At 51.7% G+C, this 14,690-nt stretch carries 11 protein-coding genes; 2 read left to right on the plus strand and 9 right to left on the minus strand.

From position 1 onward, the window contains the following. Position 1: 1 nt before the first annotated feature. Genes KOI40_RS18410 through KOI40_RS07980 form a run of 3 tightly spaced genes read right to left on the minus strand, consistent with a single transcriptional unit; the run spans position 2 to position 3,019 of the window. The gene (locus KOI40_RS18410) at positions 2–844 is read right to left on the minus strand and encodes a carbohydrate ABC transporter permease (RefSeq protein WP_216096969.1); all 843 of its coding nucleotides are present in this window, start codon (positions 842–844) and stop codon (positions 2–4) included. 1 nt (position 845) lies between these two features. Next, a complete protein-coding gene (locus tag KOI40_RS07975; protein WP_233710105.1) occupies positions 846–1,754 on the minus strand; it encodes a carbohydrate ABC transporter permease in 909 nt (302 codons plus the stop codon). Next, entirely contained in the window at positions 1,754–3,019 is a 1,266-nt protein-coding gene (locus KOI40_RS07980; protein WP_216096971.1) for an ABC transporter substrate-binding protein, read from the minus strand. Before KOI40_RS07980 ends, KOI40_RS07975 begins: the two co-directional genes overlap by 1 nt. A gap of 489 nt (positions 3,020–3,508) precedes the next feature. Here KOI40_RS07980 and KOI40_RS07985 point away from each other — a divergent pair, with 489 nt between their 5' ends. Further along, entirely contained in the window at positions 3,509–5,446 is a 1,938-nt protein-coding gene (locus KOI40_RS07985) for an acyl-CoA synthetase (protein WP_216096972.1), read from the plus strand. Positions 5,447–5,531: 85 nt separating this feature from the next. On the opposite strand, the gene rhlB is transcribed toward KOI40_RS07985, so the two are convergent. The 5 genes from rhlB to KOI40_RS08010 form a co-directional block, all read right to left on the minus strand. Further along, entirely contained in the window at positions 5,532–7,145 is a 1,614-nt protein-coding gene (gene rhlB, locus KOI40_RS07990) for an ATP-dependent RNA helicase RhlB (RefSeq protein ID WP_233710106.1), read from the minus strand. A gap of 157 nt (positions 7,146–7,302) precedes the next feature. After that, positions 7,303–8,085 carry a 3-hydroxybutyrate dehydrogenase gene (locus tag KOI40_RS07995; protein ID WP_216096974.1) on the minus strand — a complete coding sequence of 261 codons (783 nt, stop codon included), beginning with the start codon at positions 8,083–8,085 and terminating at the stop codon, positions 7,303–7,305. A 67-nt stretch (positions 8,086–8,152) separates the two neighbouring features. Then, positions 8,153–9,094: an alpha/beta fold hydrolase gene (locus KOI40_RS08000; protein WP_216096975.1), complete on the minus strand. Its 942-nt coding sequence runs from the start codon at positions 9,092–9,094 to the stop codon at positions 8,153–8,155. Positions 9,095–9,233: 139 nt separating this feature from the next. Beyond that, on the minus strand, positions 9,234–11,522 hold the full coding sequence (locus KOI40_RS08005; RefSeq protein WP_216096976.1) for a TonB-dependent receptor: 2,289 nt from the start codon (positions 11,520–11,522) through the stop codon (positions 9,234–9,236). A 180-nt stretch (positions 11,523–11,702) separates the two neighbouring features. Further along, positions 11,703–13,220, minus strand: coding sequence for a sodium:solute symporter family protein (locus KOI40_RS08010; RefSeq protein ID WP_216096977.1), 1,518 nt, complete (start codon positions 13,218–13,220; stop codon positions 11,703–11,705). Positions 13,221–13,330: 110 nt separating this feature from the next. Here KOI40_RS08010 and KOI40_RS08015 point away from each other — a divergent pair, with 110 nt between their 5' ends. Next, on the plus strand, positions 13,331–14,032 hold the full coding sequence (locus KOI40_RS08015) for a TetR/AcrR family transcriptional regulator (protein ID WP_216096978.1): 702 nt from the start codon (positions 13,331–13,333) through the stop codon (positions 14,030–14,032). Between the two features lie 48 nt (positions 14,033–14,080). Here KOI40_RS08015 and can read toward each other — a convergent pair whose 3' ends face one another. Next, the gene (gene can, locus KOI40_RS08020) at positions 14,081–14,689 is read right to left on the minus strand and encodes a carbonate dehydratase (RefSeq protein ID WP_216096979.1); all 609 of its coding nucleotides are present in this window, start codon (positions 14,687–14,689) and stop codon (positions 14,081–14,083) included. Position 14,690 lies beyond the last annotated feature (1 nt).

Consider the following 14,690-nt stretch of genomic DNA (forward strand, 5'->3'; position numbering starts at 1 on the left):
ACTAACCTTTCACCGCCCCGGCAGTCAGTCCGGACACAATACGTCGCTGAAACACCAGCACCAAGAGGATCAATGGCACAGTCACAATTACCGAGGCCGCCATGATATTGCCCCAGGGCAACTCATAGGCACTGGCCCCAGAAATCAATGCAATCGCTACAGGTACCGTGCGCATCTCGCTTGAAAGCGTGAATGTCAGAGCAAACAAGAACTCATTCCACGCAGCGATAAACGCCAGCAACCCTGTGGTCACCAACGCTGGCCCCATCAGAGGCATAAACACATGCCACACAATAGCCAAAGGCGAGGCTCCATCCACAATAGCGGCCTCCTCCAGCTCTTTGGGCAATTCACGCATAAATGTGGTCAATACCCAAACCGTAAACGGCAGGGTAAAAATCATATAGGACAGCGACAACGCCAACAGGTTGTTGTACAAACCCAGCGCATTGATCAGTTCGAACATGCCTGACAGAACGGCCACCTGTGGAAACATGGACACTCCCAGAATCATAAACAACAGCAGCATGCGCCCACGAAACTGAATCCGGCCTATAGCGTAAGCCGCTGCCAGGGCCAAAGCGAGCGAAACAACAACGGTTGACACTGAAACAAAGAGTGAGTTGAGTATATTGCGCCCGAATGGCTGCTCACGAAAGACCGCCACGTAATTTTCCCAGTAGGGATCCGACAGCCAGAACTCCACTTTGAACAAGGCTGCTCCGGATTTCAGCGAGGATACGATCGCCCAGTAAAACGGAAACACGGTGTAACCAACGATTAACAGCAACAACAGACAAAATGCAGTCTTACCCAACAATCTTCTGAACTTTTTAAAATTCACGTTAAGACTCCCTGCCCACACGAGCAACGGACAAATACATGATCGTAAACAACGCGATAATCAGAAATATTAGTGTCGATGCTGCCGATCCAAAACCCAGCCCGCCAAAATCAATCAGCTGCTGTCGTGCATATACCGACATGGACATGGTGTTATGGTTGTTTCCGCTCATGACATACACCAGATCAAACACTCTTAACGCGTCGAGCAAACGAAAAATTATGGCCACCATCAAGGTAGGCTTTAGAAGCGGCAGGGTAATGCGAAAGAAAACTTTGATCGGATGTACACCATCAATTCGTGCCGACTCGTAGCATTCCTGCGGCAACATCTGCAGTCCAGCTAGTAACAACAACGCCATAAACGGGGTGGTTTTCCAAACGTCCACAATGATAATTGACAGCAGCGCAGTGTCTGGCGATGCCGTCCAGGCAACGGGGTCATCAATCAGGCCCAACAGCAAAAACACGTGATTGAGAACGCCGAACACATCGTTATACATCCAGTTCCACATTTGCGCCGAGACCACAGTGGGTATTGCCCAGGGAATCAGAATGGCAGCACGCAAGCCACCCCGACCGGGGAAGTGGGCATGCAAGGTGAGCGCAATAATCAACCCCAGAACGGTTTCAAGTGAGACGGATACGACCGCAAAGACAACCGTATTCCATACCGACGACCACCAATAGGAGTCCTGTAAAAGATAGGTGAAATTATCAAGACCAATAAAGTTCGCGGATTCGGGATCAATCAGACTGGCATCAGTAAATCCATAGGCAATGGTTTTAATTAAGGGCCAACCCGCGACCAATGCCAACACCATCAACATCGGCATCAGGAATATCCAGGCCCATCGAACCCGCTGACGAGTCAAGCGTGAAGCCCGTTTACAATCAGTATCTCTTGCCATCACCATTGGCCGCCCCGAGAAAGCCTCTCCAGTTTTCGCTGTAATCCTGGCAGTGCTGCCGCAGCCGATTTTTTTCCGGCAAGCACTTCGTGCACCGCATAATAAAACTCTGCACTGACCCGAGCATACTGATCTCCGGTGATGCGCGACGGTCTGGCCACCGCCTGCTCAAAGGATTTATAAAGGGTGCCCAAAAACGGGGTTGCTTTCAGTACATCCGGGTCTCGGTACAACTCCGGGATCGTGGGATTGTATGAGCCAACGGTTGCACGGCGTTTCTGTTCCGCGTAGCTCGTCAGGTACTGCACCAGATTTGCAGCCAACTGCGGGTGTTTTGAATATTTGGAGACCGCCAACTGCCAGCCACCCAGCACGCCGCTGTGATGCCCTTGATCACCGCCTCTTGGGAGTGCAACCACACCGATCTGGCCGCGCACCGGACTGTCTGCTGCGTTGCCCAATGCCCAGGCGTAAGGCCAGTTACGCATAAACACCGCGTTACCGGACTGAAAAACGCCTCGACTCTGTTCTTCATCGTAATTCAGCACACCTTGGGGCGCGATATCACCAATCCAGCTCGCCGCAAGATCCAGAGCCGCGATGGCCCGGGGATTGCCAATCGTAACGTCACCGCGTTGATTGACCAGAGTTCCGCCGCCAAAACTGTCGATCCACTCCAGCGCATTACAGGTGAGCCCCTCATACCCCTTTGCCTGAAACACGAACCCTTGCATGCGCGGACTTCCCGCTTCACGCTCGGCGTTTTGAATATGACGAGCCATTGAGGTGAGTTGTCGCCAGGTTTCAGGGGGATTAAATTCGTACTTTTCGAGTAAATCAGAACGGTAGTAGAGCACCCCTGCCACAGTAAACCAGGGCATGGCGACCAATCGGTCGTCAATTGTGTTGTTGGTAATCAGGGTTTTGAAATACTGTCGGGTAAGGTCTTTATCGATATACGCTGACAGGTCAATCAAGTGCGGGGCGAGCGTCCCCGGCCAGACCACATCTATTTGAAGGATATCGATATCCGACGAGCGCGACGCGAGTATTTGTTGATAGAGTGCAAACCGCTCAGACGACGAGTTGGGAGTCGAGACAATGTTGACTTCAACACCCGTCTGACTCGACCAGTGATCAACTCCCTGCTGGCACAGTTGCAGCTCAACGCCAAGTGCGCCGCAAGATATCGAAAGACTTGCGTTCTCTGCGACAACACCGCCGCAAAACAAAACCAGCAGTAAGGTCAGCGCCATGCGCCTCATGCTGTTCAGCTCCTTATGCCGTTAATCGGTCATTATTCTCTGATATTTTTATCGTTCCGATTAACAACACAAGCAAGCACCAGGCCAGCACAGACTGACCTGAAATTTCTGCGACAGATTCTAAGAAGACTGCAAGGAGAATTCATCCACCAATAATTTCAACTGGCCGGACATTTCAGCCCCAAGGCAAACATTCACTGATCATTTTGCTGTCTCAAGGCTCATCAACCGATATAGCTTTGTAGCATTCCATCACGACAACCTTGCCTCGATCTTGTGCAAAACAATCAGAAATCACCAATACAGCGCAGAGAAAATATCTGGTCATGGACACTTCTGTCTATGCTTGAGCTGCGGTCGTGCTCATCGACAAACAGCTTAAAATCTTCCATCGTCACTTTGTCACACAAGTTGTCCCCTATGTACCTTGCTCAGGCTTCGGGCATTCTCCATTATGGATGCCTAATAAAATCCGTGAAGAGAGAGACCATGAGCAACCCGTACCTCCCCACCCGCTTTGAAATGACAGGCATTGACGCCCTGAAACAATTGGAAGCCACCCCGTGGAGCGACTACCCCCTGCCATCCAGCACCTTCGCTCTGCTACAGGATGCCGCCAAACATTTTGGCGACCAGGTAGCCTTGCGTTTCCTGGCTCAGGGTAACGTGGAGGAGGAAGCTCAAACATTCAGCTTTGAGGACCTGCGGGGAAAAGTGACCCAAACCGCCAACGCCCTTCACCATCTGGGCGTGACGCCCAATGACACCGTGTCCATGCTGTTGCCAAACCTGCCTCAAACCGTCTTCACCATTTGGGGAAGTGAAGCTGCTGGCATTGCCAACCCCATCAACCCCCTGTTGGAAACCGAACACATCGCTGCCCTGCTCAAGGAGACGGATTGCTCGGTACTGGTGACGCTGGCGCCGCTCCCGGGCAACGACCTGTGGCTCAAGGCTCAGGCATTGATTGAGGCAGTACCCAGTCTGCACACTCTGATTACTGTGGATATGGTGCCGATTTTGCCAGCCGAAGCCCAGGCGGCGGTGCGTTCACAGCGTCCTGACTACCTGCAACCGGTTCAAAGGGGCGATGGATCAGAGGTTCATGTGCTGGACTTTGACAGCCTGATTGCTTCACAAAATAGCAGTTCACTGGACAGTGGCCGCGAAATCACCTCTGACGACATTGCCTCCTACTTTCACACCGGAGGCACAACGGGCACCCCCAAACTGGCGCCTCACACTCACGCCAATGAGGTGGCCTGCGCCTTTCAGGTGAATACTTCCCTGCATATCGAGACAGGAAACATCACGCTCATCGGTCTGCCGATGTTCCACGTCAATGCGGTATTTAGCAGCCTGGCTGCCTGGATTGGCGGCGCCGGTATTTTGCTGGGCACCCCGCAGGGTTACCGCACGCCTCAACTGATGGAAAACTTCTGGGCACTGGTGGAAAAATATCAGGTCACTTCATTCAGCGCTGTGCCTACCATTCTCACCGGCCTGCTGAACTTTCCAACGGAAGGACACGACCTCTCTTCATTGAAATACGCCATTTGCGGAGCCGCGCCACTGGCCACCGAGTTGGCACACCAGTTTGAACGCAAAACCGGTCTCACGCTGTTTGAAGGCTACGGGCAAACCGAAGGCACTTGTGTCAGCACCGTTACGCCACGTTTCAGCAAACATCGTATTGGCTCGGTGGGGTGTCGCCTGCCTTATATGGGTTTGCGCATTGTGGAAGTCGATGAGAAAACCGGCAAATATCTCCGCGATTGTGACGTCAACGAAACTGGCTGCGTTGCGATCAGCGGTCCCAATGTATTTTCCGGCTATAAACAACCTGAGCACAATCAGGGACAATGGGTTGAAGACGGATGGTTTAACACCGGCGATCTTGGGCGCCTGGACGAAGACGGTTTTCTCTGGCTCACCGGCCGCAGCAAAGATGTGATTATTCGCGGCGGCCATAACATCGACCCGCAGATGATCGAAGAAGCATTCTTTAAACACGAAGCCGTCGCCGACGTGGCAGCCATCGGCAAGCCCGATACCCGTGTAGGTGAACTGCCGGTTGCCTACATTCAGTTAAAACCTGGCAGCAGCGCAACAGAGGACGAACTGCTCGCGTTTGGACAGGAACACATCCATGAACGCGCAGCTGTACCCAAGGAGATCTATGTTATTGGCCATCTTCCTACGACGGCTGTAGGCAAGGTGTTTAAACCGGATCTGCGCAACGACATCGTGGCAAAACTGGTGCGTCAGGAACTCGCAAACCTGGCAATCGGCGACTTTGAATTAAATGTAGAAGTTGATAAAAAGTTTGGCCAATCGGTGACGGTAACGTTGCCAACTGATGAAAAAACTGAAAGCGTGAAACACGCCCTGGGACTTTACGCGTTTAAAACAACGGTAATTAGCTGATCACAGATGCTCTGTTTCAGCCACAAAAAAAAGCCGATGGTCACATCGGCTTTTTTGGTAAACAAAACTCTATAAAAACAATACGCTATCGACGCGATGAGGAATGTCGACGATCGCCACTGCGACCACCACGACGCTGACCACCGCGATTGGAACCACCACTGCGTGAACGATCGTCATCATCCGCGGATTTTTTACGCGGCCCCATGGCCGGTGTTTCAGCCAACAGTTCTTCTGGTGGCTGCTCACAGCGCAAATCCTTGCCCACCAGCTCCTGGATCGGCATCAGACGGAACGCATCGTCTTCACAGGCAAAACTGATTGAGGTACCGGTCTTTCCTGCTCGTCCGGTACGACCAATCCGGTGGATATAGTCTTCCGGTTCTTCAGGCAGGGTGAAGTTCACCACGTGACTGATACCATCGATGTGAATACCCCGACCAGCAACATCGGTTGCTACCAGTACTTTCAGCTGACCGGATTTGAAACCATCCAGCGTTTTTACGCGACGGTTTTGAGCAATCTCACCGGAAAGCAATCCTGCAGAAAACCCGTGACGTTCGAGTTTCTCGTGGAGCTTGCGGCATTCGTCACGACGATTGGCAAACACGATCAGACTGTCCACATCTTCCTGCTTGAGGATGTTGTACAGCAACGTGTACTTTTCTTCTGTCGCAGCCAGGTAAACGTGCTGGGTAACCGTGTCAGTCGCAACACTTTCAGGCTCGATTTCAACACGCTTGGGTTCATCCGTCCACTGATCCGCCAGACTGAGAACGTCATCGGTAAACGTGGCGGAGAACAACAGAGTCTGACGATGAGTTTTCTTCGGGGTTTGACGAATGATGCGTTTGACCTGAGGAATAAAACCCATATCCAGCATGCGGTCGGCTTCGTCAATGATCAGCACTTCCACCTGATCCAAATAAACGTCCTGATTGCCACAGAAGTCCAGCAGACGACCCGGAGTCGCCACCAGAATATCCACCAGATCTTCCTGCAGATGACGCTGTTGCTTACCGTAATCCATCCCCCCCACCAGAGTGTGAACCTTCAGGTCGGTGTACTTGGTCAACGCCTTGGCGTCGTCGGCGATCTGGATCACCAGCTCGCGGGTCGGAGCAATAATCAACGCCCGGGCTTCACCTGCGTAACGCTCGCCTTCAATGGGGTTTTTCAGTAAATCATCAATGGTGGACAGCAAAAACGCGGCGGTTTTACCCGTGCCGGTTTGCGCCTTGCCCACCATGTCGTGACCATTGAGGGTCAACGGCAGGGATTGCGCCTGAATGGGAGAACAGTACTCGAACCCGAGATCGGCAATACCGTGCATCAATTCGAGAGGCAGATCCAGATCGTGGAATCGGGTTTTGCCTTCCACCGGTGGTACCTTGAAATCATCCAGAGTCCACGGGGCCTGCTCAACCTTGGGAGATTGTTGCTGACGCTGATGATGACGCTTGCCGCCGTGCGGGTGCTGGGACTTGCCCCCCGACTTCTTGGCCGCATTCTGTCCGCGATTGGAGGACTTACCACCAGTATTAGGCTTGCTGCCGTTATTCTGCTGGCCAGAGGATTTGGCGGAGGCCTTCTGGGCATCAGATTTCTGACGATTAGAAGGCTTGGCAGCAGACTTTTCGGAGCTGTTGTTGGCACCGGAGTTACCGCCGGTGATTTTACGGAATAGGTTACCGATCAAAGTGGGTCTCATTCTGGCTGTTCAAAACGGCGCCAGTATAACACTCATCGGGCCTGAATGTCGCTTTGCCCCAGTACTGGCAAGGCCAGCGGAGCAATTCGGTGTATTTTGGCGCCTCAATACGGTCAGATTCCTGACATTTCAGGACTTTTCTGACTTATTGGGCCGTATAGCCCCCATCCATCACCTGCACACTGCCGGTAATATTTCGACTCGCCGGGCCACACAGGAACACCGCCATCGCACCCAGATCTTCGGTATCCGTGAAACGGCCTGTGGGCTGCGTCCCCAACAACACTTCATCCATGACCTGTTTTTCACTCAAACCTCGGGCTCTCGCGGTATCGGCAATCTGGTTTTCGACCAGCGGTGTCAGCACATAACCGGGGCAGATGGCATTGCAGGTAACTCCGCTTTTGGCCGTTTCCAGCGCAACGGTTTTGGTCAACCCAATCACCCCATGCTTGGCCGCCACGTAGGCACTTTTAAACGGCGATGCTACCTGCCCATGGATGGAAGCCACATTGATGATACGCCCCCAACCACGCGCCTTCATACCTGGCAGCACATTCTGGATTCCATGGAACACACTGCTCAGATTAATCGCGATGATGCTGTCCCAGCGCTCTGCCGGAAAACTTTCAATGGGAGCCACATGCTGAATCCCGGCGTTATTCACCAGAATATCCACGCCACCCAACAACTCTTCGGTGGTCTTTACCATCATGGCCACTTCCGAGGCCTGAGATACGTCAGCTGGTGAATGAAACACCTTTACGTCATATTTTGACGACAAACTTTCCTGCAAGGATTCTATCTCACCGGCATCACCAAATCCGTTGAGCATCAAGTGACAGCCCTCTTGAGCAAGAGACTCGGCAATCGCCAATCCGATGCCACTGGTAGATCCTGTAACCAACGCGACTTTATTCTTCAACATAGACTTATCCTGCCTGCCGGATTGATTCTCCGGCGCTCAAACCTCTCCACCACCCACAGCAGACGTTTTATAACTGCGAGCTCTGTTCGTCATAAACCACTCTGCTCTGTATAAAAGCCTGCTTGATGTCTGCTCGCTGTAAAAATTGTTCAATAGCGGACACTGCTGCTGCTTCATCCAGCGCAGGCGCGTGACCAACAGCGGGCACTTCAACCGCGGTCAATTCGGGTAACTCTGACTGCATGCGTAAAAAACAGTCCCTTGATAACAAATCGGAAAGCTCGCCTCGCAAGACCAGCAGCGGCGTCCCTTTTAACCCTCTGAACAAAGCCCATGGATCACTGGGAGCTGCAGCCTTCTGATCTTCCGTCAACGGTGCCGAGATCATAGGGTCGTAGTCCAGCACAGGCACGCCCTGGTCATTTTCCCGAAACAGACGTCGGGTCATGGCCAGCCATTGCTCATCGTTATAGGAGGGGAAACACACTTCATTCATATCACGGGTCTGTGACACCGCGTCCTGCCAGGTTTTCACCGGCTCCTTTTTGCCCAGGTAACTCATGATGCGGCCAATCCCTTCAGGATGAACTTCCGGTCCCACATCATTGATCACCAACCCTGCAATACGCTGCGGCTGCTGATTGACCATGATCATGCCCATCAAACCGCCCATGGATGTACCAACGATCACCACTTTTTCAATGCCCAGATGATCCAGCAGCTGCCACATATCCTGCACATAAGTCAGCAGGTGGTAACGCTGATGCTGGGCATCCCATTGCGACTGCCCTCGGCCTCGCTGCTCGGTAACCAGCAAACGGTAGTCGCCGCTCAGCTCCTGCACCAAAGGTTCGAAGTCCGCGGCATTGCGGGACAAACCATGCAGGCATAAAACCGTTATCTTGTCGCAGTTTTCTGGAGAACTATCAGCCGAGGCAGAATCATAATCCCGCGCGTGCAACTGCAAACCATCTTCAACGGAATAAAAGATGTCTTTGTATGGCGTCATGATTATTCCCGAAAAAAGAGCCTCACGAAATAGTGCAGCGGGAGGCTCAAAATTATCAGACAAGGGAGAGAATATTATCTGTTGCGGTACTGACTGACACAATGCCAGTACCTCAACAGGACTTCAGCGATACGTTCAATCAGAAATTGTAACCGAAGTTCAGACTCACGGTTCGGGGGTTGCCGTAGTAACCCACCACAACCTCCTCCGCGCCGAGGTTGTCAAAATTATAGCCACCGACACGATACTCTTCGTCAGTGATGTTTTTAGCATGCAAACCCACGGTCCAATGCTCATCCGCTGAATACCAAACTGCGCTGGCATCCCATAGAATATAACTGCCTTCGTCAATAGCAGACTCTACCTGAAAGATCTGTGTTTCGCTGCGATAGGACGCGCCGGCAGACAAAGCAATATCCCCCAAATTCCCTAAAGATTTGGCGTAGTTCAATTTTAAACTTGCTGTTTTTTCCGGAGTATTGGCAAACGCCCATTGATCAGCAATATCCTCCACGATTGTAGGCGGAGCCGACGGATTGGTCACAGCATCATAATCCGGATTCGACACGGTAGTTTCCACTGACTTATACTCTGCATCGATATAGCCCAACATAAAGCTAGTGGACAGGTTTTCGGTCAACTGTGCTATTGCTTCAAGCTCAAAACCCAGGATCTCAGACTCACCGGCATTAAGCACTGAACTGGCGTAGTTCGAACCCCCATCGGTGCTTTCCTGAACCGTTACTTGCATGTCGGTGTAATCAGAATAGAACACCGCTGCGTTCAGGCGAATACGCCCATCGGCCAGCTCGGCTTTCATTCCCAGCTCATAGGTATCAACAATTTCGGGATCATAACCATTGACGGTGTTTGGATTGATAGACGCGTCACCACGCATATCGAATCCACCACTTTTAAATCCCTGACTGTATGAGCCATAAAACATTATGTCATCACTCAGTCGATAATCCAGACTGACCCGGGGAGAAAATTGATTCCAGTCATTGTCGTTTTGATAATCGGTGAGAACCTCAATTTCATTCAGATCCTGACCTCCTAACAGACCAGACATGCCATCCACCATCAACTGTGCCTTATAAACATCCGCACTTTTTTCATCGATGGTGTAACGTCCACCCAACGTCAGCGCCCAAGCCTCATTAAATGCATAAGTTGCGTGTACATAAGCTGCATAACTGGTGGTATCCACTGAACCAGCTGTTACCGCATCAAAGTTACCAGGTCCATAACCCAGACCAGTAAAATAAGCATCGAAAGCACCAAGCAATACATCAAATGCACCGGACGCAGTGCCTTCGTAGTAATACAAACCACCAACTACATCTAACTTGTCACCGCTGTAACTCAGCTGAAATTCCTGAGTTGTTTGATCGTCTTCATAAACGGCAGGAACATGTGCAGAAGCAAAGGACGTATTATCGAAATCAATATTGGTAAAAGTTTCTCCTTCACGGTAAGCCGTGATGGATTTGAACACCAGGGAATCGTTGATATCCCAGGTTACAGTCAGAGATGCGCCCTCGCTGTCGACAGAGTTATTGGTCGCCATGTCTGCGTAGGAATCAAATACATCAGAAGGTATTGGCTCAGCAGGCAACAGCTTGCTGGGGGTCATCCGATGGCCACCCTTGGCATTCGAGTTGTCATTGGTCTTATCGGCATTAAACAGGAAAGCCAAATTCTCAGTAGGCAAAAATTCCAGACTGACGCGCGCAGCGGTTACATCTTTGTTGTAGTTGTCGTCGCCATTCAGCAAAAACTCACCAAAGCCATCACGCTTGAACTGGGCCACCGAAGCACCAAACAGCAGTTTGTCTTCGATCAATGGCATCTGGCCGGCAATTTTGATGTCGCGCTGATTGTAAGAACCCAATGCACCACTGATGCTCAATTCAGGCTCACCGGTCAGACGCTTGGTGACGTACTTCACGGCACCACCGATGGTGTTTTTGCCGTACAGCGTGCCCTGCGGGCCACGCAGCACTTCAATTCGCTCTACATCGTAGACATCCAGCACGCCACCCTGCGGACGAGCCAGATAGACATCGTCGACATACAAACCAACGCCAGGCTCAAAGCCCCACAGGGGATCTGCCTGGCCAATACCACGCACATAGGCGGTCAGGGTTGTGTTGGTACCGCGACTGACCTGCATGGTGACGTTGGGTGCCGACTTCTGAATTTCAGTCACATCCTGCACGCCGGCATTGTTCAAGTCATCTGCGGAAAAAGCAGTCACCGCCACGGGAACTTCCTGCATGTTCTGTTCACGTTTTTGCGCGGTAACAATCACTTCTTCGAGGGCAATTTTTTTATCGGACGCCAAAACTGCGTTGGAACCGGACAGGGCAACAGCTACAGCGATGACTCCGGCGAGGGGTTTTTTGCTAAGGGAAATTGTCTTCATGGCTCTGAACCTGCTTGTTTGATTTTTATTATTGGCATCGGTAGCAGCAATAAGAGTGGCACTGACTGCACCACATTCTCACCACCACACCTCTGACCTGAAACTTCACGCTCTTACCAATTGCCATCACACGAGAATGGCAAAGGTGAGCTAACTTCGGACAGCGTTAACTCTTGCAACCTATTTAAATTCAACACCCGATGAATTGTCAACGGGATTTTCAACAGATGTTGAATATAATTCAGAATCGATAGAAGGATTTTTATTTTTAAACGAAATAACGAGCATCAAAATGGCGGCTGTCAGCGCTGAAAGTACGATGGCATAGGTGGCCGAAACAGCCGGATTCGCCACCCCCAGCGCAAAGGTACACAGCAGATGCACCACCAAGCCCACTGCAGCCGATGCCCAGGCCACCACAACCGGTGGCGGCTGGCGCAACAGAGTCCCCAGCACAATCGGCACCATAGACGCTGCCGCCAGACCGTAGACGCCCTTCTGTGCGAATAATCCCACCAACGCCGGAGGATTTAACGCCACCACATACGCGAGCAGCCCGACAGCCACCAGCACCACTCTGGAGAGCAGCAGGCCACGCCCATGTTCAAACTGCCCCTTGCCACTGAACGGCTGGTACAGATCTTTAACGACCATCGCCGATACCGACACCAAAATACCATCCAGGGTGCTCATGCCTGCCGCGAGCAAAGTGATGGAAATAAAGACCAGCGCGTAGGGCCCCCAACTGACATTGGAAAATTCCGAGGTGATGTAGCTCACCACCACACCATCCTGCTGAGGTACATCCATTCCCTTGAGACGGGCGTAAAACCCCACCGACAGCATCAACATAAAACAGGTGCCGGACAAAAAGGTGGACCAAAGAAAGCGTTTTACATCGCCATCGTTTTTCAGGTACAGCATTTTGGTCAGGATATGCGGTTGCATCATCAACGCAAAAGTGACCACAAATCCGCTGAAAAATACCGAAAAGAAACTGTAATAGAGACTGCTGTCCGGATTGAAAATGCTCACGTAGTTCTCACCGACAGAGCGCAAACTCCCCAGCACATCCCCCTGAAAATAGTGAAAACCCTGCACAAAAATGAACAGTGCCACACCGATCATCATCACACCCTGAAAGGTGTTGGTGTAGGCATGAGCATAACTGCCGCCCATCAACACATAGGAGAACACAAACAGCAAGATCAGAGTCAGCGACCATGTTTGTGATATCGGGAACAGCTGGCTCAACAACAGACTGCAACCCACCAGAATCAGCACCACAAAGGCCACGGACAACAAGTTGATCAGCGCAAAGAAGGTGCTGAGTGAACGGCTTTGATAGCGCTGATAGATCCAGTCGGGAATGGTGATTGCCCCGCTATCGTCCCCCAACTGACGAAAACGTCGGGTTAGCAGCAGAAAAGCACACATGATGCCGGCACTGCCCGCCACGGCGTAATGCACAAACGCGGACATACCATGCACATAGACAAATCCGGGATTGATAACGAAAGTCGCGGTAGAAGAGACTGATGCCGCCATGGTGATACCAATGACCCAGGGACTCATGTCTTTGTTACCGATGGAAAAGCCTTTGATATCCCGGGTCTTGCGCATTCCCACCCAGGACAGCCACAGGGTCAGCAGCACATAAAAGCCCACTACCACGATCTTGAACAGTTCGGCAGACATAAATCACTCTCTTGTATTATTCTCGTTAGAATGAGCTCATTTAAATTCATCGCTTGTTGAATTGTCAAGCCTTGCGTAGAATCGATGTCTCAATCCACCGGAAAACTCCCATGCCCGCCCAGAAAACAGTCCCAAAGACTCCCGCCAAAGTCGGCCGCCCACGCAGTTCTGACAAAGACAAATCCGAACGCGGTGACCGCATACTGAATGCCGCGGAGGAGCTGTTTGCCTTGCACGGCTACGACGGCGTAACCCTGAGGACTCTGGCCAACGCAGCGGGCGTGGATGTGGCACTGATCAACTACTACTTCGGACCCAAGCAGCAACTGTTCGATACCGTCTTCAAGCGTCGCGCACAGATTCTCAATGAACAGCGTTTGACTGCCCTGCAGGATGCACAGCAGGAGGCGGCACCGGGCGTAATTTCAGTGGAAAAAATCATCGAAGCCTTTTTACGCCCACTGGAAGTGGCACAGGAAAGTGATGATGAGGGCTGGAAGAATTACTGCGCACTGCTGGCGTATGTGAACAACTCCGCCGTATGGGGCCCAGTACTGATGAGCAAACACTACAACGATCTGGTCGACGTGTTTGTGGATGCATTGCGGGAAGCCCTGCCCCAGTCGGACGATGCAGACCTCTACTGGTGCTACCACTATATGTCCGGGGCCATGTCGTTAACTTTTGCCAATACAGGACGTATCGACAAGATGTCTCGGGGGCTGTGCCGCTCCGATGACTTCCGGGCAGCCTATGACCGGATGATCCCGTTTGTGGCGGCGGGCTTTAGACAAGTCTGCGGCGAGCATTAATCACTCGCCAACATCAAGAAAACAAACGTTTTAGAATAAACCCAGCTGTTATTTCAGGGCAGACGCATCCTTGGTGACTTTTAAATCGCGCACCAGCCCATCTTCCAGACTGTAAACCCAACCGTGTAACGTCAAATCCTGCCCGGCACGCCATGCATTGCGGACAATGGTTGTCTGCGCCACATTCCCCACCTGAGCAATCACATTCAGTTCGCACAGCCGGTTTACCCGCTCTTTTTCAGAGGGAGCACTGTCAACCGCCGCCTGATGATCGTGATACACATCGCGAATATGTTCCAGCCAGTTATCGATCAAACCGTTGGTCGCAGGCCCCAGTGCCGCCTGAACGCCTCCACAACCGTAATGACCGACCACTACGATGTGCTTCACTTTCAGGACTTCCACAGCGTACTGAATCACTGACAGACAGTTCAGATCGGTATGCACAACCACATTGGCAATATTGCGATGCACAAAAACACTGCCCGGCTCCATGGCAACGATTTGGTTGGCCGCAATACGACTGTCGGAACAACCGATCCAAAGGTATTCCGGCGTTTGCTGCTGGGACAAATGATTGAAATATTCCGGATCGGCCGCTTTGACACCTTCGGCCCATAACCGGTTGTTTTCTAAAAGATCTTTGGGTTTACTCATG

It is taken from the genome of Pseudomaricurvus albidus (assembly GCF_018863235.1).
Classification (GTDB): Bacteria; Pseudomonadota; Gammaproteobacteria; order Pseudomonadales; family Cellvibrionaceae; genus Pseudomaricurvus; species Pseudomaricurvus albidus.

Bases quoted from the DNA above. Each gene is read 5' to 3' on its own strand.
- KOI40_RS07975 (WP_233710105.1), bottom strand. From the start codon at position 1,754: ATGGCAAGAGATACTGATTGTAAACGGGCTTCACGCTTGACTCGTCAG.
- KOI40_RS07980 (WP_216096971.1), bottom strand. From the start codon at position 3,019: ATGAGGCGCATGGCGCTGACCTTACTGCTGGTTTTGTTTTGCGGCGGT.
- KOI40_RS07985 (WP_216096972.1), top strand. From the start codon at position 3,509: ATGAGCAACCCGTACCTCCCCACCCGCTTTGAAATGACAGGCATTGAC.
- KOI40_RS07995 (WP_216096974.1), bottom strand. From the start codon at position 8,085: ATGTTGAAGAATAAAGTCGCGTTGGTTACAGGATCTACCAGTGGCATC.
- KOI40_RS08000 (WP_216096975.1), bottom strand. From the start codon at position 9,094: ATGACGCCATACAAAGACATCTTTTATTCCGTTGAAGATGGTTTGCAG.
- KOI40_RS08005 (WP_216096976.1), bottom strand. From the start codon at position 11,522: ATGAAGACAATTTCCCTTAGCAAAAAACCCCTCGCCGGAGTCATCGCT.
- KOI40_RS08010 (WP_216096977.1), bottom strand. From the start codon at position 13,220: ATGTCTGCCGAACTGTTCAAGATCGTGGTAGTGGGCTTTTATGTGCTG.
- KOI40_RS08015 (WP_216096978.1), top strand. From the start codon at position 13,331: ATGCCCGCCCAGAAAACAGTCCCAAAGACTCCCGCCAAAGTCGGCCGC.
- can (WP_216096979.1), bottom strand. From the start codon at position 14,689: ATGAGTAAACCCAAAGATCTTTTAGAAAACAACCGGTTATGGGCCGAA.